Below are 23,310 nucleotides of genomic sequence, written 5' to 3'. Positions count from 1 at the left end.
TCATTCCTCGTCGTCTTCGTCCTCGCCGGCGGACGTGCCGCCCCCGTACTGGGGGCCTTCGGTGATGCGGTCGCGCAGCGGGATCTCCACGATCACTTCGCCGGAGGGCCTCTCTTCCCCGCGGATCTGCTCCGCGGTGACCAACAGCTGCTCATAGCCGCCGATGGCGCGCAGCGTGATGATCTCCTCCTCCAGCTCTTCGGCGCTGTAGCTTCCCAGGGAGCTGGGAGGACGTTCGTCGGAGGGCAGCAGCCAGACCTGGTAGGAGAGCCCGTCCAGGTCCGCCACATCCTGGAAGTCCACATAGCCGACGTCCTCGGAGGCTGAGAGCACCGCCTCGGCGGTCCCGCCCTCCGCGAGCTCGAGCCCGTCGAGCACCCGGGCGTCCTCGGCACCGTCGGCGGTGGCGACCACGTCCTGGCCGCCGGTGAACCGCCAGACCAGCACGACGGCCAGCAGCACCACCACCGCGAGTCCGGTGAGCACCATCCAGCGCTTCATGATCGGTTCGCGCTTGGCGGTCTCCTCCGTGTGGGTGGAGAACTCCTCCACCATGCCCATGCCGACCTCCTGATCCCCGAGGTCGAGGAGCACCTCCTCCAGCAGGTGGGCCGGAGGCACCGTCGGGTGGGCGGTGAAGATCTCCGCCAGGGTGCGGCGCGCGGCCAGCACCCTAGTGTCCCACTGCTGGGCGGTGCGTTCGTCGGCATCCAGGACGATCTCGTCCAGCAGGGAGCGTTCCCGGTCGTCGACGGCGTCGAGGGCGTAGACCTCGGCGAGCTCGACCAGCAGGTCCTTGTCCAGGTCTGCGGCGATCTCCCGGGTGAAGTTGCGGTTGACCCCGGTGCCGCGCTCCAGGTCCCGCCGGGTGACGGCGGCCCGGAGGATCGGATCGAACTCCTCGTCGCGGGCGCTGCGCTGGGTGTGCAGCCGGGTCATGCCGTCGCGCAGCCGGGACTTCACCGCGGGGATGGCGGCGCCGACGGTCTCGGCGATCTGTCGGTGGGTCAGCCCGGTGAGGTAGCTCAGCGCCAGCGCTTGGGACTGAGAGTCCGAGAGCACCTCGAAGTCGCCGAGGATCTCCTCGGGGAGCCCGGCCACGCCGCCGCCGTCGGAGATCGCCGCGAGGCTGATCGGGGCCACGGAGCCGTCCCGGAACCTGTCCACCATGATCCGGTGGGCCAGCGGCACCAGCCATTCCAACACCAGCTCGTACTCGCTGGGGCGGTAGTCGGCCTCCGCCTCGGCGTGCTCATCGGTGAGGGTCTCGGAGGCGGCGGTCTGCAGCCGCAGGTCGCGAGCCCGCACGTCAGCCTGGTCCCACAGGTGGTGATACACGGCCACCAAGGATGCGTCGGCGCCGGCGGCATCCTCATGCATCAGCAGCGCCAGACCGTAGACGACGTCGGCGGTGGCCTCGTAGAAGGCTGCGAAGGAGGCCTGATCCCCATGGGCGGTGGCGGTCAGCAGTTCGCCCAGCGTCGGGTCCTCGGAGAGCTGCGGCGCCGTCGTCGGCTCGGCGCTCCGGGAAGGCTCCCCGGTGTGTGCGCCGGGATCCTGCCGCGGATCGTGTCCCGGGGCGTCGTCAGGCGCGACGGACACCCCCGACGTCTCCTGGTCCTCGGGGTGAGGCTGGTCGCCGTCACGGCGCGGGGAAGCAGTCTCCATGTTCCGTGAGTCTAGCGACCGGGACCGCCCCCGCCCGGGACCGACGCTCGGAGTCGGCGGGATGTCGGCCGGCGGACCGCTGGACGGAGGTCCGGAGGAGGTCCGGAGGAGGTTCAGCGGGCGCCGTCGAAGCCGTGCTGACGCCAGGCCTCGTAGACGGCGATGGAGACCGAGTTGGCCAGGTTCAGGGAACGCCGCGAGGGCAGCATGGGGATGCGCACCTTCGCGGTGATGCGGGGGTCGTCCTTGACGTGGTCGTCCAGCCCGGTGGACTCCCGGCCGAAGAGCAGCACGTCGCCGGGTCGGTAGTCGACGGCGGTGTGCGCGGTGTCGCCGTCGCCGGTGAACGCGAAGACCCGCTCGGGAGACAGAGCCTCCCAGGCCTCCTCCAGGCTCGGATGGACGGTCATCACCGCGAGGTCGTGATAGTCGAGTCCGGCACGGCGCAGCTTGGCATCGGCGAAGTCGAAGCCGAGCGGCTCGGCGAGATGCAGCTGCACGCCGGTCACCGCCGCCAGGCGGATGAGGTTCCCGGTGTTCCCGGGAATCTCCGGCTGGTCCACGAGCACTCGGATCGGATTCTCCACGGCGACCATCCTACGACGCGTGCGGCGGCCCGGCGCGCCGCCCGCTACGTCTCGTCGGGGGAGGCGAGCTGGTCTCGCAGGACCCCCAGCAGATGGCGGTCCACCACATTGGCCCGCGGTGAGGTGCCGAGCTGGCCCACGATCGCTCGCGCGGCGCGTCCGGCCGCCGAGGGGGCCGAAGCGCCGCCGCGGGAGGCCTCCACCACCGGGGACAGCAGGCTGCCGTCGGGGGAGTGGAGCATCACCTGGTGATCCACGGTCAGCACCACCTCGTGACCCCGTTCGTCGAGCAGCCGCTGGGTCAGCGTCTCCCGGAGCCGGCGAGCCTGAGCACCGACATCCGGAAGGGCCAGACTGCGTCCGGCGGCGCGCAGCACCTGCCCGTCCCATGACGCGGCCGGGGTGGGCACCTCGAGCGCGAAGACCACGGTGAGCCGGTCGCCGCAGACGACCACATGCTCGGCGCGTTCGCCTCCTGAGGAGCGACGGCGCCCCCGACGATCCACCGTCGGAGCGTCGAGGTGGACGTCGTTGAACAGCCGGGCCGCCGGCAGCTCGTCGAGCACGTGGCGCTGCAGGACCTCGATCGTCCGTTCGTGGCGGCGCTGGACCCGGCTGCGCCCGAACAGCCCGTGGGACCGGAACTCGCCGTGGACGCGCTGGCTGGTCAGAGAGAGGGAGAGCGGCCGGGGATCGGAGAGCGCCGGCCGGTACTCCGGAGGCAGATGCGCAGCGCCCGAGGCGGTGCGCTGGGCCCCCCGCTCCGAACTGCCGCGGCTCCGGCCGCTGGGAGCCGCCCAGGTGCCGGAGGGACCGTAGCGGACGGCGTCGACGTCGTCGGTCGACTCCCCGGTGCCGGTGCCGCCGTCGCGGCGGGTCCGGTCATAGGCGGCCCGGGACTCCGCGGAGCGCAGCACCTCCCAGGCCGCCTGGATCCGGTGGAAGTCCTCGGCGGAGCCGCCCCTGTCCGGATGGTTGTCCCGGGCCAGGCGCCGGTAGGCGATCCGGATGGTCTTCAGATCGGACTCCGGAGGCACGCCGAGCACGCCGTAGAGGTCTGCGCCGGGGACTCCGGGGGAGGACTGGTTGCTCATCGCTCCCTCACGATAGCGCCTGATCCTGCCGCCTCGCCCGTCGGCGGCCACGGATCAGCCCACCGCGGACATCGGCGGTGAGAGCCCTGCCAGCCCGGTCGCCGGGGAGCTCGTAGAATCAGGGGACGATGACGAGTCCTTCCCGGTACTTCGACCATGCCGCCACCACACCGGTCCGTGACACCGCAGTGCGCGTGCTCACCGAGATGATGCCCCGGCTGGCCAACCCGGCCTCGCTGCACGGGGCCGGACGCCGTGCCCGCCTGGAGGTCGACGAGGCCCGGGCCCGTCTCGCGGCGACGCTCGGCGCCCACCCCAGCGAGGTGATCGTCACCTCCGGCGGCACCGAGGCGGACAACCTCGCGCTGAAGGGCCTCTGGTGGAGCCGCCGAGCGGAGGATCCCCGCCGTCGTCGGGTGCTGCTGCCCGGCATCGAGCACCATGCCGTGCTCGACACCGCCGAGTGGCTCGAGTCCCAGGAGGACGCCGAACTGGTCCTCCTGCCGGTGGGCGCTGACGGTGTGCTGGACCTCGAGGCCTCCTGCGCGCTGCTGGAGGAGCTGATCGCCGAGGAGCCGGAGTCCGTGGCGCTGGCGACCCTCATGTGGGCCAACAACGAGACCGGGGCCCTGCAGCCGGTGGCCCCGTTCGCCCGGGCCTGCGCCGCATACGGCATCCCGCTGCACTCGGACGCCGTCCAGGCCTTCGGCGGCGAGCCCGTCGGAGCGGAGCCGGTGGACTTCGCCGCCAGCGGCGCGGCGACGCTGGCGGTCAGCGCGCACAAGATCGGCGGCCCCGTGGGGATCGGCGCGCTGCTGGTGCGCCGGGACGTCCCCCTGACTCCGGTGCTGCACGGCGGGGGACAGGAACGGGACATCCGCTCCGGGACTCTGGACGCCGCCGGACTGTGCGCCTTCGCCGCCGTCGCCGAGGAGGTCGTCGCCCAGCGGGTGGAGGAGTCGGCCCGGATCGCCGCGCTGCGGGACACGCTGCTGGAGGCCGTGATCGACGTCGAGGGGGTGACCCTGCGCGGTCCGGACCCGCGCACCCACCCGGAGCGCCGCCTGCCGAACAACCTGCACCTGACCGTGGACGGCGCCGAAGGGGACTCGCTGCTGTTCATGCTGGACATGGCCGGCTTCGACACCGCCACCGGGTCTGCCTGCACCGCCGGTGTGCCGCGGCCCTCCCATGTGCTGCTGGCCATGGGGCTCAGCGAGGATCAGGCTCGCGGCGCCCAGCGCCTCACTCTGGGGCACACCACCACCGCCGACGACGTCGAGGCGCTCGCCGCCGCACTGCCGAGAATCATCGCGCAGGCTCGGGCGGCAGGGATGGCCGCCGGGCGGTGACCACGTCACGGGTGATCTCGGCGTGGCCCAGGTGCTGACAGATCTCCTCGAAGACATGAAGCAGCACACCATGGCAGGTGACGGTCCACTGCTCGTCCCGGCCCGCGGGGAGGGCGGCGGGCGCCGCTGACCAGTCGGTGGCGGCGATGTCGTCGAGGAAGGCCTCCCGGGCCCGTGCGGCGAGCTCCAGCGCCTGGGCGGCCGGCATCTGCGTGGTGAACTCCCCGTCTCGGTCGCGGGGCACCGGCACGCCCAGGTTCACCGACGACGACCAGCGACGCATGACGCCGCAGACATGGACCAGCAGCTGCACCGCCGAGTTCGTCGAGACCTCGGGGTCCGTGTGCTCGCCGAGGTCGCGGCCGGCGTCGGCCTCCTCCAGGGACCCCACCAGCGTGACGAGCTGGTCGAACTTCTGCAGGATGAAGCGCAGGAGGATCTCGTCGCGCAGATCAGTGCTGGTGGGCGTCCTCATGTCGTGCCTCCATCTGGTCATGCCGTCATCTGGTCAGTGAGCGCCTCGGCGGCGTCCCGGGTGCGGCTGACCAGCCGCAGGGCATCGGTCTCGCTCACCGCGGCGAGCTGGTCCCGGGCCGCGGAGGCCAGGGGCGTCACGGACAGCGCCGCCAATGACGACGACGGCATCCCCAGCGCCTGCCAGGGCTCGCTCAGCCGCCGGGCCAGGACGCTGACCTGCGGCGTCTCCTGCATCGACCGGGGGACGGAGCGCAGCAGGCCGGCATGGAACCGGGTGCCCTCTTCGACGAGCCCGGCAACCCGCTCCCAGTCGCCGGTGGTGAGGGCCGGCACGGGCAGGCCGAAGCCGTCCACCCGGGTGCCGGTGGGGGCTCGGTGGTCCTCCACATGCTCCAGCAGGGGCGCCTCGCCCAGGTCCAGCAGCACCTCGTCAGCTCCGGCGGCGCGCAGCGATTCCACAACCACGCCGATCATGCGACGGGTCTCATCCCGGGGCAGGGCGCGGATGGTCCGGTAGCCACTGACCGTGGGCACCGAGCCGGTGCGCACCCGCTGGTGGTCAGGCTCGAGGAGCACCACCCGCAGCGCGGCAGGAGCGCAGGACCGGCGCACGTGGGCCAGGTGCTCGGCGGCTCCCGCGGCCAGCGAGTCGGCCAGATCCCGGCGGGCCCCGTGGTCCACCAGCAGCTTCTCCCCGCCCGGAAGCGCCAGCTGGGCGGCCAGGCTGACCGGTCCCAGCAGGTGCAGCACCAGCTCCGCGGGCTGGTCGTCGCCGCCGTCCTCCGCGCGCGCCCCTCGCACGTCGGCGAGAGTGTCGACGTCGGCGCGCAGCAGCTGCACGGCACGCCGATGGTCCGCCCCGGGCCGGTCCACCAGCCGCCAGCCGTAGGAGGTCAGCTCCGCCGGCAGCTCGGCCAGCATCGCGATCGCGCGTCCGCGCAGGGTGGCGTGGTGGCCGCGGGCGGGCAGCTCGGCCAGGGCCGGCAGGTGGCCGGAGAGCTCCTCCTCCAACCGCTGGGAGGAGACCAGGGACTGGTCGCCGGGCATCACGCCGTCGGCCGTGGCGAGCACCGCCTGTGGGCGTGTGCCCTCGGCCTGCTCAGCGTCGGGTCGGGTACGCCCGCTCATCGAACCTCACGGGGGCCGCCGGGGCGGGACGGGTCGGGGGTCGATTCGGAGGCGGAGATCGCCTGATGGTGGCGGATGACCTCCTCGATGATGAAATTGAGGAACTTCTCCGCGAACTCCGGGTCCAGCTGGGCGTCTTCGGCGAGGCGCTTGAGCCGGGCGATCTGGTTTCGCTCGCGGGCCGGATCCGCCGGGGGCAGCTGATGACGGGCCTTGAGCACCCCCACCCGCTGGGTGGCCTTGAACCGTTCGGCCAGCAGATACACGAGCGTGGCGTCGATGTTGTCGATGCTGGCGCGCATCGCCAACAGATCCTCCAGGACCTCCGGGTCCACGTGCTGGGCGGCGTCGCCGGCGCGCTGATCAGGGCTCGAAGTCATGGTTCCAGCTTACGTCGATCCGGCGGCGCCCACGGTCGGGATCTGCCCTCAGACACGCCGGAGAACCGCCTCAGGCGCCGACGGCGGGCTGGTAGTTCTTCGACCGGGCGGTGTCGATCGTCGCCTGGCCCAGCACCCGCGTGCCCTGGTACATCACGGCGGTCTGTCCCGGAGCGACGCCGCGCAGCGGCTCCTCCAGCTCGACCACCAGCCGTTCCACGCTGTTCCCGCCCGCGTCGCTGTCCAGGCCGTCGCTGTCGGGTGAGCCGACGGCGTCGTCGGCCCTCTGGACCCGCGCTCGGGCCGGGACGGGGTCAGCGTGGGCCCGGATCTGCAGATCCACCGGGAACCAGTCACCGGTCTCGGCCTCCGGCACGGCGGGGCCGGCCCAGGAGAGTCGGATGCCGGTGAGCCGGTCGATCTCCAGCAGCTCCTGGGGGCCGGCCACCACCGTGTTGTCCTTCGGCCGGATCTCCAGCACGAACCGGGGCTTGCCGTCGGGGGCGGGGCGGCCGAGCTTCAGCCCGCGCCGCTGACCCACGGTGTAGGCCTGGGAGCCCTCATGTTCGCCGATCTGCTCACCGGCCGGATCGAGGATGGGGCCGTTCTGCAGATCGATCTGCTCGGCCAGCCAGCCGCGGGTGTCGCCGTCGGGGATGAAGCAGATGTCATGGGAGTCCGGTTTCTTCGCCACGGAGAGGCCACGCTCGGCGGCCTCGGCGCGCACCAGCTCCTTCGACGGGGTGTCGCCGAGCGGGAACAGACAGTGCGCCAGCTGCTGGGTGGTCAGCACGCCCAGCACATAGGACTGGTCCTTGGTCCAGGTGGCGGCCCGGTGCAGCTCCCGGGTGCCGTCGGGGCGGTCGACGATCGAGGCGTAGTGGCCCGTGGCCACGGCGTCGAAGCCCAGCGCGATCGCCTTGTCCAGCAGCGCTTCGAACTTGATCTTCTCATTGCAGCGCATGCACGGATTGGGGGTCCGACCGGCCGCGTACTCGGCGATGAAGTCGTCCACCACGTCGGCCTTGAAGCGCTCGGAGAAGTCCCAGACGTAGAACGGGATGCCGAGCTTCTCGCAGGCGCGCCACGCGTCGGAGGAGTCCTCGATCGTGCAGCAGCCGCGGGAGCCTGTGCGCAGGGTCCCTGGCATGCGGGAGAGGGCAAGGTGGACGCCGACCACCTCGTGGCCGGCGTCGACGGCGCGGGCGGCCGCCACGGCCGAGTCCACGCCTCCGGACATCGCAGCAAGTACCTTCATGACGCCTTCCAGGGTCTCACAGCCGCCCGGTGCGCTCCCAGTCCGGAGGAGCAGGGGCGGTGAGGGTCCGCTGAGGTGGGGCGGACATAAGGCTCACAGCCGACCGGTGGCCTTGAGCCGGATGTAGGTGTCGGCCAGCTGAGGCGGCAGCTCGTGCGGAGTCGCGTCCACGACCTCCACCCCCATCGAGACCAGCTGCGCCTTCTTCGCCTCTCGCTCGATGATCTCCCGTTCGGCGGCAGCCGCGCGGTACACCTCGGTGGCGGTGGCCCGTTCCACCGTCCTCCGGTCCAGGTCGGGATCGCGCACTGCGGCCAACAGCACCAGATGCTTGGCCGTCAGGGCCGGCAGCACCGGCAGAAGCCCTTCCTCCAGGGAGCCGGACTCCAACGAGGTCAGCACCACCACCAGGGCGCGCTGGGAGCTGATGGCCTCCACATGCGAGGGCAGCTGGGAGAAGTCCGCCTCCACCAGCTCCGGGTCCATGGTGGCCATCGCGTTGACCATCTGGTGCAGGAAGTCACCCGACGACGACGAGCGGGCGCGCGCCACGATGCCGCGGTCGAAACCGATGAAGTCCACCCGGTCTCCGGCCCCGGCGGCGAGCACCCCAAGCAGCAGGGAGGCCTCCATGCCCGTGTCGAGCCGCGGCTCGTCGTCGATGCGGGCTGCGGACGTGCGGGAGGAGTCGAGACACAGGATGACCCGCCGGTCACGTTCGGGGCGCCACGTGCGCACCACCAGATTGTGCCCGGCGCCGGTGCGCCGACGGGCGGTGGCGCGCCAGTCGATGGAGCGGACGTCGTCACCTCGCACGTAGTCCCGCAGCGAGTCGAACTCGGTGCCGGCCCCGCGGATCTGCACCGCGGTCTGGCCGTCGAGCTCACGCAGCCTCTGCAGCTTCGACGGCAGGTGCTTGCGGGACCGGAACGGAGGCAGCACCCGCTGCAGGTGCCTGGAACGGTGCACCACCTGCCGGCCGGCGAGCCCCAGCGGGCCCAGGGAACGGACCGCCAGCGTGCTGCTCACCAGGTCGCCGCGGCGGCTCGGGCGCAGCGGTACGCTGACCCGCCGCAGTCCGCCCGGCGGGATGTCCACGGGGGTCACCGGTCGCAGCGACCCGGCCGAGGGCTGCCAGCCGTCCTTCACGGAGCCGCGCAGCCGCCGGCGGCCGCTGTGATGGAGCACCGATTCCGCCGTCGTCGTGCGGCTCAGCCGGACCGCCGCGCCGGGGACCCTCTCCACCCGGACCTGCCGCGGGGAGCCGGCCAGCATCATGTCGACGACGATCAGCCCCACCAGCAGCGTCAGGCAGGTCCACCATGCCCAGGCCACGGGGAGCGCGACGACCACGACGCTCAGCGCCAGAGCGACGTACAGCAGGCGGCGGGTCAGCACCATGGAGGGATCCTCACATCAGGTGGTCGGAGGGAGAAGGGCACAGGGCGGCGAGGGCTCAGCGGGGCACCGGCACGGTGGCGAGGATGCCCTGCAGCACATCGTCGACGCGGACTCCGTCCATGGAAGCCTCCGGGCGCAGCGAGACGCGGTGCCGCAGGCAGGGCAGCGCCAGCGCCTTGACGTCGTCGGGAGTGACGAAGTCCCGCCCGGAGAGCCAGGCCCACGCCTTCGCGGAGTTCATCAGCGCGGTCGCTCCGCGCGGGGAGACCCCCAGCTGGAAGCTGGGCGCCTGGCGGGTGGCCCGGGCGATGTCCACGATGTAGGCGATCACCTCAGGAGCCAGGGACACGGCCCAGACTTCCCGGCGGGCGGCCCTGACGTCCTCCTCGGAGGCGACCGGACGCACCCCCGCGTCGGCCAGGTCGGAGGGGTTGAAGCCGGCCGCGTGGCGGCGGATGACCTCGATCTCTTCGCCGCGCTGCGGCAGCTCGAGGGTGATCTTCAGCAGGAAGCGGTCCAGCTGCGCCTCCGGCAGCGGGTACGTGCCTTCGTACTCCACTGGGTTCTGCGTGGCGGCCACCAGGAAGGGGTCCGGCAGAGGGCGTCCGATCCCGTCCACCGAGACCTGCCGTTCCTCCATGGCCTCCAGGAGGGAGGCCTGTGTCTTCGGCGGAGTGCGGTTGATCTCGTCGGCCAGCATCAGGTTGGTGAAGACCGGCCCCTCCCGGAAGGCGAAGTCACCGGTGGCCGAGTCGTAGACCAGCGAGCCGGTGACGTCTCCGGGCATCAGGTCCGGGGTGAACTGGACCCGGGCCGTGTTCAGAGACAGCGACGCCGACATCGCCCGGACCAGCAGCGTCTTGGCCACGCCCGGCACTCCCTCGAGCAGCACATGGCCGCGCACCAGAAGCCCGATGAGCACACCGGTGACCGCCCCGTCCTGGCCCACCACGGCCTTGGCGACCTCGTGCCGCACCTGGTGGAAACGGTCGCGGAGCGTGTCCATGGCGCCGACCCCGGAGTTGGCCGCTGCGGCCGGGTGCGGGGTGGAGGCCTGGGGAGCGGGGGTCTGGGGAGCGGGGGCCTGTGGCGGAGTCTGGTCGGACTGGTGTGGGATCACGGTGCTTCTTCCCTCGGCGTGGTCGGCGGTGTGGGGTCTTCGTGTGGTGTCGGGCCGTCGTGTGATGCTGCGGCATCCTGCGGGGCGGGCGGCGTCTGCGACGGACGGAGGATCTGACGCGGCCCATGGCCGAGCCGGATCCGGACCTCGTCCTCCAGGGCGGCCAGCCCCTGGGCATATCTCACCATGGCGGTGTTGCCGCTGACGGCAGCGGCGTCCACGGTGCGGGCGATCTCCTGCTCGCTCCGTCCGGTCTGGGCCGCGACGGCGCCGATCACCTGCTGCTCCGGAGTGCCCGGGCCGAGTCGCAGGAGTCGGGCCAGGCGCAGCAGATGCGCGGAGCGCAGCGTCCGTGAGGCCTCCGTGGAGGCGTCCGCCTGCTGGTAGAGCCGGCCTCGCCCTTCGGCGGACTCGGAGGCGGGGACCTCCACGGGCAGCGGCTCCACCACCACCGGGCCGTGGCGGCGTCCGGCCACGAGGATGGGCAGCAGCGCGCAGACGAACAGCCACCAGGTGAGCATGTCCACCCAGTCCGGCATGAAGTCCCAGGGGGAGGCCCATTCGTCGGCGGACAGCGTGTCCACGCCGGACGGGGTGTACCAGATCAGATCGGACTGCTCGCCGAACAGGCCGAGGGCCAGCGCCGCGTTCCCCTCGGAGGTGATGTGGCGGTTGGTGAAGGCATCGGGAGCACCGAATACCAGGCCGGCGTCGGTGGCCGCGAGCACGCGACCGACGTCGTCCTGCGTGGGGTCGGGCCGCCCCAGGAAGCACCCCGCCTTGACGTCGTACAGCTGGCCCGGGGCGCGTATCGTCTCCGCGCGCTGAGCCGCGGGCACCGTGCAGTCTTCCCCGGCGTCGAGCACCTCGGGCACGTCCGTCGTGGAGGAGTGCGGGATCGCCCGGGCGGGGGCCAGCCCGCCGAGCGCCTCCTCGCGGGTGGCGGCCGACGGGGTGATCCACACTCGGGGCCGATCCTGGGAACGGAGATCGCGGGTCAGGGAGCGGCTGGCCTCCCAGCGGTCCTCGTGGACGACGATCGAGGCCTCGGGCATGTCCTCCAGCAGAGCGCGCGCGCTCTCTGCTGTGGAGGCAGGATGGATCTCCACGCCCTGGTCCTGGAGGACCGCGGCGATCGCGGCATAGCCGTCCAGCTCGGTGTTGTTCAGCCCGTAACGTTCCTGGTCCTCCACGGACAGCAGCTGGACCACGACGGAGAACAGCACCCCGATGATGACGAGCAGGAGCCAGAACTGCCAGCGACGCAGGGTCGAGCGCAGCGCGGCGGACAGGTTTCGCACCGTGGGCGGCCGGGTCTGGGACTCACGGGGCGCGGCGTCGTCCGGCGCCGGGAGGACGGGGGAGGACGGGGCTCCGGACCGCTGCGGGATCGGTGCGGTCATCGTGGCGCCACCACCTGAGGCGCTGCCGGGGACTGGGATGTCTGGGGCTCGGCCGCAGCGAGCGTGGCGTCGAGCCCACTCAGGTCCTCACAGTCCTGGGCGGTCAGTGAGCGGCCGCCATAGCGGGAGAGGTTGAACAGCTCGGCGGCGGTTCCGATCCGCGGCCCATGGGAGGGAAAGACAGCGGTGAGCTCACGGGCCGCCTCCGTGGCGGTGCGTCCCATGAGCTCCGTGAGGATCTCTCGCTCCTCGGCAGCCCGGACCACCGCACGGTACAGGTCCCGGAAGCACTCGTCGGCGCGGCCGGCCCGTCGGTGTTCCTCGGCCCGAGCGCGCAGCTCGTCGCTGCTGATGCCCGGTTCGATCGTCAGCGCCTCGTCGGCGCTGCCGGTCCGCTGCAACCGCGGTCGGACGAGCAGGATGATGAGCACGATCGCCGCGATGAGCAGCACCATGATGATGAGCGGACCATAGGGGATGTCGACGCCGCCGATGGAGCCCATGCGGTCACTGAGCCACGCGAGGAAGTCCTCGATCGCTTGTCGCACCGGCCCGGTGAACTCCCTCTGGTACGTCGGGTCCGCGAGCTCGCGCTCCAGCAGTTCCCGCCCCTCATCGGGGCTGGGCGCCAGGGGCGTGGAGGCGCTCAGCGGCGACGGCACCGGACCAGGCAGGTCCGTCGGAGGAGTGATGGCGACCAGGAGCATGGGCGGGATTCACCTCGGCTGCCCGAAGTCCGGGCCCTGCCCGTCACGGCCGGAGTCGTCGGACCCGGGCTGGCCGCGGGGGTCCTGGGGCGGCCTGCCGTAAGGGTCCCCGCCCGAGGGATCCTGCTCGTGCGGGTTCTGTCCGTCGGGGTTCTGTCCATAAGGGTTCTGTCCATAAGGGCTCTGTCCATACGGGTTCTGCCCGTAGGGATTCTGGCCAGCAGGCGCCTGGCCGGAGGGGTCCTGGCCATAAGGGTTCTGCCCGTACGGAGACTGGCCATACGGAGACTGGCCATACGGAGACTGGCCATACGGGGTCTGCCCGTACGGGTTCGGACCGGGGCCCGGCTGGCCGAAGGGCCCCTGTCCGTAGCCCGCCCACCCCGGCTGCGGCGCTCCCCACGGGGGCCCCGAGGTCACGGTCGGCTCGCCCAGATGCTCCAATGAGGCAGGGATCACCGTGCCGTCGTCGGAGGCGCCCTCGGCGGCGGCCAGCAGGGTGACGTCCGCGGACTCCTGGTGGATCCTGCAGTTCAGATACATCACCGAGACCAGAGCACCAGCCAGGCCGAGGAAGATCGCGCTGACCGCGGAATCGAAGAAGGAGGCGAGCACGAAGAGCACCGTCGAGGCACCGGTGCCTCCCTCCGGAGAGGTCATCGCCATCTCTCCGCCGATGCCGGCGACGATGCCCATCGGCAGGGAGGCCACCAGGGTCATCACGACCAGGAGCAGATAGATCAGAGCCACCGTGCCGATGTTGATCCACCACCGGCCGCGGTTCAGCCGCCAGGAGCGAGCGATCGCCGCCAGAGGGCCCCGACGTTCCACCAGGACCACCAGGGGGGCGTACATGAGCCCCGCCGTGAGCCAGGCCGCCAGGAGCAGCAGGCCGGGGAACGCCACGATCAGACCGAACCCGATGGTGACGACGGCGGTGATCACCGTCGTGGCGATGACCGCCAGACCGACCACGAAGAGCAGGACGTTCATGACCACGATGTGCAGCAGCAGCCAGCCGATCCTGTCAGCGCGCAGGCGCAGCACCTGCATGAAACCCGTCCGATAGCCGTAGGCGGCGCGGAGGGTCGGGATCACCATCAGTGCGAAGGCCACCGTGAGCACGAGGTACTGGACCACGGAGATCGCCATCATCCCGCTCCAGAACCCCATGCTGGAGAACAGCGAGAACAGCAGCTCCTCGTCCTCGAAGGCCATGGGGTCATACATCAGTCGCATGAATCCGCCCATGGGCATCGTGGCGTACATCACCAGAGAGAGCAGGAAGCTGATCATGCCGGCCGCGAACGGCACGCCGACCACAGCCTTGGGGGAGTGTCTGATCATCGAGAACCCGCCGCCGAGGACCTCGCCGAGGGTCATGCGACGGATCGGGAAGACCGTCCCTGGCCGGGCGGGCGTCGGCTCCTCGGTGCTCCACTGTGCGGTCATGGGTCCCCTTGCGATCACATCTGCGGACTAGGCTGAGACTTTCACCCTATAGCCCGGGCCCCTCGGCTGACACCCCTATGACATGCACGGCGGTCGGTCGTGAGGGCCCCGTCATATATCCTGGCGGGACGGACCGTGCGCGGGCTGGACGAGAGGAACAGGAGAGCTGATGAAAGCCAGGATTCTGGTCGTCGACGACGATGAGGCGCTGGCCGAGATGATCGGCATCGTGCTGCGCAACGACGGCTTCGAACCCACCTTCTGCACCACAGGAGATGCCGCCCTCGACGAGTTCCGCAGCACCAAGCCCGACGTCGTGCTGCTGGACCTCATGCTCCCCGGCAAGGACGGCATCGAAGTGTGCCGCGAGATCCGCGACGAGGCCGACACCCCGATCATCATGCTCACCGCGAAGTCGGACACCGCCGACGTCGTGCGGGGCCTTGAGGCCGGTGCCGACGACTACGTGCCCAAGCCCTTCAAGCCGGCCGAGCTCGTGGCACGGGTCCGGGCTCGGCTGCGCCCGGCTGAGACGCAGACTCGGCCCGACAGCGAACAGCTGAGCATCGGCGACCTCACCATCGATGTGGCCGGTCATGAGGTGCGCCGCGGCGAGACGCGGATCTCGCTGACCCCGCTGGAGTTCGACCTGCTCACCGCCTTGGCCAAGAAGCCCTGGCAGGTGTGGAATCGGGAGATGCTCCTCGAGGAGGTATGGGGCTACCGGCACCAGGCCGACACCCGCCTGGTCAACGTGCACGTCCAACGCCTGCGCTCCAAGATCGAGAAGGACCCCGAGCACCCGGAGATCGTCCAGACCGTCCGGGGCGTGGGATACAAGGCCGGCGGACAGGGGTAGGACATCACCGAGGACGAGAGCCGCGCCTCCGCCTCCCGAGCAGTAGCGTCCACGACCGGATCCATCCCGGTGATCCGGCAGGCCCGCACCGAGGCGCCGACGACGGCGGAGACACCGGAGGTCCGGGAGAGGGAGCCCGCTGCCGGGCTGTTCCGCCGTGCCGGTCGACGTCTGGCCCGCATCCCGCGGCTGTGGGGACGTTCGCTGCTGTTCCGCGCCGTGGCCTTCACGGGCCTGCTGACCATGCTCGGCACGGGCCTGGTGGCGGCCTTCCTGGCGCAGCAGGTGACCACGGGTCTGTTCCAGGAGCGCTTCGACCAGGTGGAGCTCGAAGCCGCCAACGGCATGCAGCGGATCCGCAATGAGTTCAGCTCGGCCTCCACCGCCGACCGCAGCGAGGCCGACCGTCTGGTGGAGTCCACCCTCTCGGAGCAGGAGGACACCGGCTCCCAGGTGCGGCGCTACGTGTACCTGCTCCCGTTGGACGACGAGTCCGACACCCGTGCGGTGGCCGGTCGGATCCCCATCGGCGACGAGGTCGCCGCCGAAGAGGTGGTGTCCCAGGAGCTGCGCGACGCGGTGGCCGGCGGCACCGGCCAGTACTGGCAGTCCGTAGGCTTCACCCGGGATGGAGTGGAGGTGCCCGGAGTCATCTTCGGCACTCAGGTCACGCTGCCCTCCGGGGACATCATGGGCCTGTACTTCCTCTACGACTTCTCCACCGTCCAGGACACCTTGGCCTTCCTGACCAGGATCATGCTGCTGGCCGGACTGGCGCTGCTGGTGCTCAACATGGCGGTGGCGGCCTGGGTCACCCGCTCCGTCGTCTCACCGATCTCGCAGGCCGCCGAAGTCTCCGAACGTATCGCTGCGGGCCAGCTCGACCAGCGGCTGGCCGTGCGTGGAGAGGACGAGATCGCCCGGCTGGGCATCTCGTTCAACCGGATGGCCTCGAACCTGCAGGAGCAGATCACCCAGCTGGCGAACCTGTCCAAGATGCAGCAGCGATTCGTCTCCGACGTCTCCCATGAGCTCCGCACACCCCTGACCACGGTGCGCATGGCGGCTGAGGTCCTGCACGAGTCGCGGGAGGACTTCGACCCTGTCAACCAGCGTTCCGCGGAGCTGCTCTATCACCAGGTCGAGCGTTTCCAAGCGATGCTCTCGGACCTGCTGGAGATGTCGCGATTCGACGCCGGCGCGGCCGAGCTCGCCCTCGCTGATGTGGACCTGCGCAGCCTCGCCGAGGACGCCCTGACTGCGGCCCTGCCGCTGGCAGACCAGTCCCGGACGCAGCTGTCGATCGTGGTCCAGGGGGAGGACTTCGTCGTGGAGGCGGATCCGCGGCGCATCGACAGGATCCTGCGGAACCTGATCAACAACGCCATCGAGCATTCTGAGGCGCGGCCGGTGGACCTGGTGATCGCCTCCTCGCCGACTGCCGTCGGGGTCGCCGTGCGGGACCACGGGATCGGCATGAGCCCGTCGGAGGTGGCGCATGTCTTCGACCGGTTCTGGCGTGCGGACCCTGCGAGGGCCCGCACCACCGGCGGCTCCGGGCTCGGCCTGTCCATCGCCACGGAGGACACCCGACTGCACCAGGGCGCGCTCGACGCGTGGGGCCAGAAGGGGCAGGGCTCCTGCTTCCGGCTGGTCCTGCCCCGGAGGCTGGGGGAGCCGTACCGTGCCTCGCCGCTGGCGCTGCCGCCGGTCTATCGGTCCTCCGACCGCCGAAGCATCGCCACCCCCGTGGACGGCACACCCGTCACCGGGGAGGTCGACCATGACCGGATCACCGAACAGTCGCTGCTCGAGCCGAAGGAGGGGAGCTGAGGATGCGCCGTCGCCTGGCCGCTCTGATCGCCGCCCTGGCCGGGGCCGCCCTGGTGGCCTCCGGCTGCACGCCCATGGTGCCCACCGACGGGCCGGTGGGCACCTCCGAGCTCGACGTCGGCGGAGACCCCGCCTATTCCATCCAGGCGGCCTCTCCGGTGGAGGGCATGGATCCGGAAGAGATCGTGCTGGGCTTCATCAACGCCGGAGTGGAGCCGACCAACCAGTACGAGGTCGCCCGGGAGTACATGACCGACGAGGCAGGAGCCCGATGGAGCTCGGGCGCACGCACCTTGGTCTACTCAGGGGACCCCAATGTGCTCTCCATGGGTGATGACAGCTACTCGGTGCAGATGGAGGTGGAGTCTGCGGTGGACGAGACCGGGATCCTCACCCAGTTCCCGGAGGGGCAGACCCAGACCGAGGAGTTCGAACTGGAGCAGGTCGACGGCGAGTGGCGCATCGCCGATGCGCCCGAGGGCACGATGGTGACCTCCGGATCGTTCCCCACGGTGTACGAGTCCCACACCCTCTACTTCTATGATCCGCAGCAGCGGTACGCCGTGCCGGACATCCGCTGGTTCCGCAGCAGCCGCACAGGCGTCCCCACAGAGATCGTCAGCGCGCTGCTCGACGGCCCGGCCACGTATCTGGAGCCCGCGGTGACGTCGGCCTTCTCCGACGGCACGGAGCTGCAGAGGCCCACGGTCCCCGTGGAGGACGGCACAGCCGTGGTGGACCTGGACGCCGAGCACCTGCGCGGAGCGACGGCCCAGGAGAGGCTCCTGATGAAGCATCAGCTGGAGATGGTGCTCCTCGACCTGCCCACGGTGCGGGAGGTGGAGATCATCTCCGGCCAGACCGAGTACGAGATGCCGGAGCAGCCCACCGACACGTTGGACATCGAACGGGACCCCAGCGTCAGCAACACCCAGGTCGGAGTCCTCGACGACACCCTGGTCCGCGTGCAGGATCTGCAGACCCTGTCGATCGGCAGCCTGCCGGACATCTCGGAGCTGGAGCCGCAGAAGCCCGCCGTGCCCGCCCAGGCGGAGGAGATCTTCGCCTTCCTGGACGGTGAGGGGGAGCGCCTCTACCATCTGCGGCCGCACCGTGACCCGGACCTCGTGCTCACCGGAGAGAACCTCACCCGGCCCTCCATGGACAACTTCGGCTGGACCTGGACGACCTCCCGGGACGATGACGGCTCCCACGTCCACGTGGCCGCCTATGACGAGACGCTCTCCCAGTCGACGCTGGAGGTCAGCGCCGACTGGTTGGAGGCGCTCGACGTCGAGGCTCTGAGAGTCTCGCAGGACGGTGCGCGCGCCGTGGTCGTGGCCGACGACGGCGGCGAGTCCGGGCTCTACCTGGCCGGCGTGGTCCGCGACTCCTCCGGGACGCCGCGCGGGCTGGGAGAGCCCATCGCGCTGCAGACCACCACGCCCCCGGACGATGTGCGGTGGCTCGAGTCGGACGCTCTGGTGGCCTGGGCGAACTCGGAGGACTCGGCGGAGACCGCCGAACGGGTGAACCTCAACGGTTCCAGTCAGGCGATGGGCAGCCCGTTGCTGGGACTGCAGAACATCTCGGCCGGTGAAGGGGTGCGCACGGTCTTCGCCGAGCGGGTGGACGCCCCGTACAACTCCCGCAGCGGAGACAGCTGGGACATCAACGAGCAGGTGGAGGTCCGGGACTACGCCTTCCCCGGATGACGGATCCTGTGCTCCGGCCCCGTGTGCTGCGGCCCCGGTGTGCTGCGGCCCCGGTCAGGTGCGCTCGTCGTGTGCCGCGCGGCACGCTCCTCCCCAGCGGCGGTCGGCCCGGCGAGGACACGCCAGACTCTCCACAGTCCATGGCAGGAGGCTCCTGCCGGTGACTGCGGTCGGGGAGGATGCCGGCATGGGTGCCCACCGTTCCTCACGGCCCACGGGCTGGACGTCCCCGCTGCGCCGCGCGGCACGTGAGCTGGCCGGTGTCCTGTCTCCGGTCTGGTGCGCCGGATGCGGCCGGGAGGATACGGTGCTGTGCCGCGACTGTGCTCAGCTGCTGGCCGAGAGGACGAGTTCGCCGTTTCGGGCGGAGGACCAGGCCTTGGCGCTGCCGCTGGTGCCCTCGTCGGCGGGGGAGGACGACGGGATGGGTGTGCTGCCCGTGGTCGCCGCCGCATCGTACGACGGCGTCGTCGCCCGCGCGATTCTGGCGTTCAAGGACCACGAGGTGGTCGGCCTGTCGCGCCTGCTGGCGCCGGCGCTGCGCGCCGCCGTCGAGACTGCGGGCGAACCTCAGAGGGCGCGGGACGGTGAGGGCCATCCGGGGTGGGACGCGGGGCTCCAGGGGCGGGTGCAGCAGGCAGGGCCGTTGCTGGTCACACCTCCGCCGACGCCGGCGTCCCTGCTGCGCCGCAGCCACCGGCCGGTCGATCATCTGCTGCGGGCCGTCGGGCTGAGGCCCACCGGCGGACTGGTGACGGTGACGCCCTCCGCGGCGCTGCGCTCGCTGCTGCCGGGCGGCCGCCAGAAGACCCGCGGATCGGTGGCTCGACGACGGGCCCTGCGCGGCACGCTGCGGGTGACGGCCGCCGGACGCCGCAGGCTGCCCGGAGCGAGGGTGCTCCTCGTCGACGACGTGCTCACGACCGGGGCCACCCTGCATGAGCTGCATCGCGTGCTCCGCGAGGTCGGCGCGGATGTCTCCGGGGCCGCGGTGGTGGCCGCCGCGCGTCGGGACAGGAGCGCCGGGGGAGGGCCTGCTCGGAAGCCCTCGGAGAGTTCCGGATTCCCCCGTGACGAATGGAGCGATTCGTCCTAGGGTGGAGTATGGGTATCTTCACGATGGGTCCCATCGCAACGGCGACGGGACGAGTGTCCTGGTCGGCCGCTGTGCTGTCATCGGAAACGAGGAGGACACCATGACCCTTCAGGTCAGCTACACCGGACGGAACATCCAGATCCCCTCCGCCTTCAAGGAGCACGTCGAGGACAAGCTCGACAAGATCGAGCAGCTCGCGGACAAGGGCCATCGCCTGGAAGTGAAAGTCGCCTCCGAGAACTCCCACCGTCGCGCCGACACGGCGCTGACCGTCGAGATGACCGTCATCGGTCGAGGCAAGGTGGTGCGCTCGGAAGCCCAGGCCGAGGACAAGTTCGCAGCGTTCGAGATCGCGCTCAACAAGCTGACCGAGCGTCTCCGGCGCGCCAGGGACCGGAAGAAGTCCCGCGCTCACAACGCCTCCCGCAACGGAGCCCCCGACGTCGCCACCGCGATGTCCGGACTCGAACCTGTCCCCACCGACCGGCCCCTCTATCAGCAGGTGCTGGACGCGGCCGCCGCGGACGACCAGCCGCCGGGCGAGGATGATGGGGACAGCGCGCCGATCAAGATCCGGCGCAAGGTGTTTCCTGCCGAGCCGATGAGCGTCGATGCCGCCGTCGACGCGATGGAGCTGGTGGGACACGACTTCTACCTGTACGTCGACGCCGAGACGGGACAGCCCTCGGCGGTGTACCGACGTCGTGGGTGGACCTACGGCGTCATCTCGCTCGATGCCGAGCACTCGACGGACACGCCGATCACGGAGGAGCGGAGCTACCGGCCGGAGAACGGCACCTCCCCTCGGAAGGTGGGGGTGGCCTGAACGGAGGACCCCTCGGCCGACCTTGACGGGCCGGACCGGAGAAGGCCCCCGTCGACAGTGACGCAATGATCAGGACGACGGGGTCCGGGCGAGACGCCCGGGCCCCGTCGACCTGCCGGGGCTCGAGAGCCCCGGCGACCGTGCTGGGAGTCTTTAGGCGCAGTCCAGCCTCAGCGCGTAGACTGACACGCGGCTCCGTGCAGGTGGTCCCCGACACATGGGAGCGCCAGTGGATGAGCCGAGCACCGATACACACCTGATGGAGAACCGGCCGTGCCTACTCTGCTCGAACGAATCCTCAAGACCGGGGACAAGAAGATCCTCAAGACGCTGCGCGCCTACGCGGACGCCGTCAACCTCTTGGAGGATGAGTTCAAGGAGCTGTCCGACGCCGAGCTGCGCGCCGAGACGGACCGTTATCGTGAGCGCCACCAGGACGGCGAGTCGCTGAACTCTCTGCTGCCGGAGGCCTTCGCCGCCGTCCGTGAGGCGTCGCAGCGCACCCTGGGGCAGCGCCATTACGACGTCCAGCTCATGGGAGGCGCCGCGCTGCACCTGGGCAACATCGCAGAGATGGGAACCGGTGAGGGCAAGACGCTGGTGGCGACTCTGCCTGCCTATCTGAACGCGCTGACCGGCAAGGGCGTGCATGTCGTCACGGTCAACGACTACCTGGCGAAGTACCAGTCGGACCTGATGGGCCGCGTCTTCCGCTTCCTGGGCATGACCACCGGAACCATCACCAACGATCTCCGGCCGGCTCAGCGGCGTGAGGCCTACGCCGCAGACATCACCTACGGCACGAACAATGAGTTCGGCTTCGACTTCCTGCGTGACAACATGGCTCAGTCCCTGGACGATCTGGTCCAGCGGGAGCATCACTACGCGATCATCGACGAGATCGACTCGATCCTGATCGACGAGGCCCGCACGCCGCTGATCATCTCCGGCGCGGCCTCCGGCGACATCTCCCGGTGGTACACCGACTTCGCGACTCTGGTGAAGAAGCTCCACAAGGACGAGGACTACGAGGTCGACGAGAAGAAGCGCACCGTCGGCGTGCTGGAGCCCGGAATCGACAAGGTCGAGGACTATCTGGGCATCGAGAACCTCTACGAGACCCAGAACACCACCCTCATCCAGTACCTGAACAACGCGATCCGCGCCAAGGAGCTCTACAAGCGGGACACCGATTATGTGGTCGTGAAGAACGAGGTCCACATCGTCGACGAGCACACCGGCCGCATGCTCAAGGGCCGCCGCTACAACGAAGGGCTGCACCAGGCCATCGAGGCCAAGGAGGGTGTGCGGATCAAAGCGGAGAACCAGACCCGCGCCACCGTCACGCTGCAGAACTACTTCCGTGGCTACGAGAAGATCTCCGGCATGACCGGCACCGCGGAGACCGAGGCCGCCGAGTTCATGTCCACCTACGGGCTCGGCGTCGTCCCGATCCCGCCGAACAAGCCGCGACAGCGCGTGGACCACAATGACCTGGTCTACAAGAACGAGGTCGTGAAGTTCGACGCGGTGCTGAAGGACATCATCGAGCGGCACGAGAAGGGCCAGCCTGTCCTGGTCGGCACGGAGTCCGTGGAGAAGTCTGAGTACCTCTCCAAGCTCCTGGCGAAGGCCGGCATCCGGCATGAGGTCCTCAACGCGAAGAACCATGAGCGGGAGGCGGCGATCGTCGCCCAGGCGGGTCGCAAGGGTGCGGTCACCGTGGCCACCAACATGGCCGGCCGAGGCACGGACATCATGCTCGGCGGCAATGCCGAGTTCAACGCGGTCCATGCGATGGAGAAGCTCGGCCTGGATCCGGTGGAGGACGCCGAGGAGTACGAGGCCACGTGGGACGAGGTCTTCACCGCGGCCAAGGAGGAGGCGGAGAAGGAGGGCGACGAGGTCCGCGAGCTCGGCGGCCTCTACGTGTTGGGCACGGAGCGTCACCAGTCCCGCCGTATCGACAACCAGCTCCGCGGCCGGTCCGGCCGTCAGGGCGACCCCGGCGAGTCCCGGTTCTACATCTCCCTGACCGATGACCTCATGCGCCTGTTCAACCAGGCAGCAGCTCAGCGGATCATGAACTCGAAGGCCATGGACGAGCAGATCCCGGTGGAGCACAAGTTCGTCTCCGGTGCGATCGCCAATGCCCAGCAGCAGCGTGAGGGTCAGAACACCGAGATCCGCAAGAACGTGCTCAAGTACGACGACGTCATGAACCGTCAGCGTGAGGCGATCTACTCCGACCGCCGTCGCATCCTGGAGGGCGACGACGTCCACGAGAAGGTCCAGCACTTCATCGAGGATGCGATCGGTCTGATGATCGACGAGAAGACCACGGCCAACTCTTCGGAGGACTGGGATCTCGAGGGCCTGTGGGAGGAGCTGGAGTCGCTCTACCCGATCTCGCTGACGGTGGAGGACATCGTCGAGGAGGCCGGCGGGATCGATCAGATCACCGTGAAGATGCTCAAGCGGGAGGTCGTCTCTGACGCGAAGATCGCCTACGAGAGCAAAGAGGAGGAGCTCGGGGAGGACGCCATGCGCCAGCTCGAGCGTCGTGTCCTGCTCTCGGTGATCGACGAGAAGTGGCAGGAGCATCTCTACGAGATGGACTACCTGAAGTCCGGAATCGGTCTCCGCTCGATGGCTCAGCGCGACCCCCTGGTGGAGTATCAGCGCGAGGGCTATCTGCTGTTCCAGACGATGGCTGACTCGATCCGTGAGGACTCGGTCCGTTACCTGTTCAACGCCGAGGTGACCTCTTCGGCCGCGAAGACCCAGGCGACGAAGCTGCCGGGTGTCAAGGACGGGCGCGTGGCCGCCGCAGGCAAAGAGGTCAGCGTTCCGGGTCTGAAGGAGGAACCGGGCCGGGTGAAGCTGAACTTCACCGCGCCGACGGAGACGGGCGGAAAGCAGACGGAGCCCCGCAGCGCCAGCTGATCAGCCTG

The 23,310-nt window shown here is 70.1% G+C and carries 19 protein-coding genes; 7 read left to right on the top strand and 12 right to left on the bottom strand.

Annotation, left to right across the window (positions count from 1 at the left end):
• The 3 genes from ABD658_RS12775 to ABD658_RS12765 all read right to left on the bottom strand — a co-directional run bounded on the left by ABD658_RS12775 (window position 1) and on the right by ABD658_RS12765 (window position 3,349).
• On the bottom strand, window positions 1–1,668 hold the full coding sequence (locus tag ABD658_RS12775) for an RskA family anti-sigma factor (protein ID WP_344682637.1): 1,668 nt from the start codon (window positions 1,666–1,668) through the stop codon (window positions 1–3).
• 113 nt (window positions 1,669–1,781) lie between these two features.
• The gene (locus ABD658_RS12770; RefSeq protein ID WP_344682640.1) at window positions 1,782–2,255 is read right to left on the bottom strand and encodes a tRNA (cytidine(34)-2'-O)-methyltransferase; all 474 of its coding nucleotides are present in this window, start codon (window positions 2,253–2,255) and stop codon (window positions 1,782–1,784) included.
• Between the two features lie 44 nt (window positions 2,256–2,299).
• Complete coding sequence (locus ABD658_RS12765; protein ID WP_344682642.1) at window positions 2,300–3,349, bottom strand: J domain-containing protein; 1,050 nt, start codon at window positions 3,347–3,349, stop codon at window positions 2,300–2,302.
• A 128-nt stretch (window positions 3,350–3,477) separates the two neighbouring features.
• Here ABD658_RS12765 and ABD658_RS12760 point away from each other — a divergent pair, with 128 nt between their 5' ends.
• Window positions 3,478–4,701, top strand: coding sequence for a cysteine desulfurase family protein (locus ABD658_RS12760; protein ID WP_344682644.1), 1,224 nt, complete (start codon window positions 3,478–3,480; stop codon window positions 4,699–4,701).
• On the opposite strand, the gene ABD658_RS12755 is transcribed toward ABD658_RS12760, so the two are convergent.
• The 9 genes from ABD658_RS12755 to ABD658_RS12715 form a co-directional block, all read right to left on the bottom strand.
• Window positions 4,658–5,176, bottom strand: a complete 519-nt coding sequence (locus ABD658_RS12755; RefSeq protein ID WP_344682646.1) for a mycothiol transferase — start codon at window positions 5,174–5,176, stop codon at window positions 4,658–4,660. The two genes, ABD658_RS12760 and ABD658_RS12755, sit on opposite strands and share 44 nt — an antisense overlap.
• A gap of 17 nt (window positions 5,177–5,193) precedes the next feature.
• Window positions 5,194–6,306 (bottom strand): uroporphyrinogen decarboxylase/cobalamine-independent methonine synthase family protein, encoded by a 1,113-nt coding sequence (locus tag ABD658_RS12750; protein WP_344744711.1) that lies wholly within the window; start codon window positions 6,304–6,306, stop codon window positions 5,194–5,196.
• On the bottom strand, window positions 6,303–6,686 hold the full coding sequence (locus ABD658_RS12745) for a chorismate mutase (RefSeq protein ID WP_344682650.1): 384 nt from the start codon (window positions 6,684–6,686) through the stop codon (window positions 6,303–6,305). Before ABD658_RS12745 ends, ABD658_RS12750 begins: the two co-directional genes overlap by 4 nt.
• A gap of 70 nt (window positions 6,687–6,756) precedes the next feature.
• Window positions 6,757–7,944: a tRNA 2-thiouridine(34) synthase MnmA gene (gene mnmA, locus ABD658_RS12740; protein ID WP_344682652.1), complete on the bottom strand. Its 1,188-nt coding sequence runs from the start codon at window positions 7,942–7,944 to the stop codon at window positions 6,757–6,759.
• A gap of 93 nt (window positions 7,945–8,037) precedes the next feature.
• Window positions 8,038–9,345 carry a DUF58 domain-containing protein gene (locus ABD658_RS12735; protein WP_344682654.1) on the bottom strand — a complete coding sequence of 436 codons (1,308 nt, stop codon included), beginning with the start codon at window positions 9,343–9,345 and terminating at the stop codon, window positions 8,038–8,040.
• A 55-nt stretch (window positions 9,346–9,400) separates the two neighbouring features.
• Window positions 9,401–10,351: an AAA family ATPase gene (locus ABD658_RS12730; protein WP_344682746.1), complete on the bottom strand. Its 951-nt coding sequence runs from the start codon at window positions 10,349–10,351 to the stop codon at window positions 9,401–9,403.
• A 110-nt stretch (window positions 10,352–10,461) separates the two neighbouring features.
• Window positions 10,462–11,868: a DUF4350 domain-containing protein gene (locus tag ABD658_RS12725; RefSeq protein ID WP_344682656.1), complete on the bottom strand. Its 1,407-nt coding sequence runs from the start codon at window positions 11,866–11,868 to the stop codon at window positions 10,462–10,464.
• The gene (locus ABD658_RS12720; RefSeq protein ID WP_344682658.1) at window positions 11,865–12,575 is read right to left on the bottom strand and encodes a DUF4129 domain-containing protein; all 711 of its coding nucleotides are present in this window, start codon (window positions 12,573–12,575) and stop codon (window positions 11,865–11,867) included. The genes ABD658_RS12725 and ABD658_RS12720 overlap by 4 nt, the downstream gene beginning before the upstream one ends.
• A gap of 9 nt (window positions 12,576–12,584) precedes the next feature.
• Entirely contained in the window at window positions 12,585–14,027 is a 1,443-nt protein-coding gene (locus tag ABD658_RS12715; RefSeq protein WP_344682660.1) for a hypothetical protein, read from the bottom strand.
• Window positions 14,028–14,196: 169 nt separating this feature from the next.
• Between ABD658_RS12715 and mtrA the strand changes: the two genes are divergently transcribed.
• From mtrA to secA, 6 genes are all read left to right on the top strand, one after another.
• Window positions 14,197–14,886, top strand: coding sequence for an MtrAB system response regulator MtrA (mtrA, locus tag ABD658_RS12710; RefSeq protein WP_070159230.1), 690 nt, complete (start codon window positions 14,197–14,199; stop codon window positions 14,884–14,886).
• Window positions 14,887–14,955: 69 nt separating this feature from the next.
• Window positions 14,956–16,719, top strand: coding sequence for an MtrAB system histidine kinase MtrB (gene mtrB, locus ABD658_RS12705; RefSeq protein ID WP_344682663.1), 1,764 nt, complete (start codon window positions 14,956–14,958; stop codon window positions 16,717–16,719).
• A gap of 2 nt (window positions 16,720–16,721) precedes the next feature.
• Window positions 16,722–18,434 carry an LpqB family beta-propeller domain-containing protein gene (locus tag ABD658_RS12700; RefSeq protein WP_344682665.1) on the top strand — a complete coding sequence of 571 codons (1,713 nt, stop codon included), beginning with the start codon at window positions 16,722–16,724 and terminating at the stop codon, window positions 18,432–18,434.
• Window positions 18,435–18,621: 187 nt separating this feature from the next.
• Window positions 18,622–19,530, top strand: coding sequence for a ComF family protein (locus ABD658_RS12695; RefSeq protein ID WP_344682667.1), 909 nt, complete (start codon window positions 18,622–18,624; stop codon window positions 19,528–19,530).
• Between the two features lie 100 nt (window positions 19,531–19,630).
• Window positions 19,631–20,356 carry a ribosome hibernation-promoting factor, HPF/YfiA family gene (gene hpf / locus ABD658_RS12690; RefSeq protein ID WP_070159321.1) on the top strand — a complete coding sequence of 242 codons (726 nt, stop codon included), beginning with the start codon at window positions 19,631–19,633 and terminating at the stop codon, window positions 20,354–20,356.
• Between the two features lie 273 nt (window positions 20,357–20,629).
• Window positions 20,630–23,302, top strand: coding sequence for a preprotein translocase subunit SecA (gene secA, locus ABD658_RS12685; RefSeq protein ID WP_070159237.1), 2,673 nt, complete (start codon window positions 20,630–20,632; stop codon window positions 23,300–23,302).
• The last annotated feature ends 8 nt before the right edge of the window (window positions 23,303–23,310 follow it).

The organism is Nesterenkonia aethiopica, assembly GCF_039534665.1.
Lineage (GTDB): Bacteria > Actinomycetota > Actinomycetes > Actinomycetales > Micrococcaceae > Nesterenkonia > Nesterenkonia aethiopica.
Note: the sequence above shows the minus strand (reverse complement) of the source record. Positions and strands in the feature narration are given on the sequence as shown.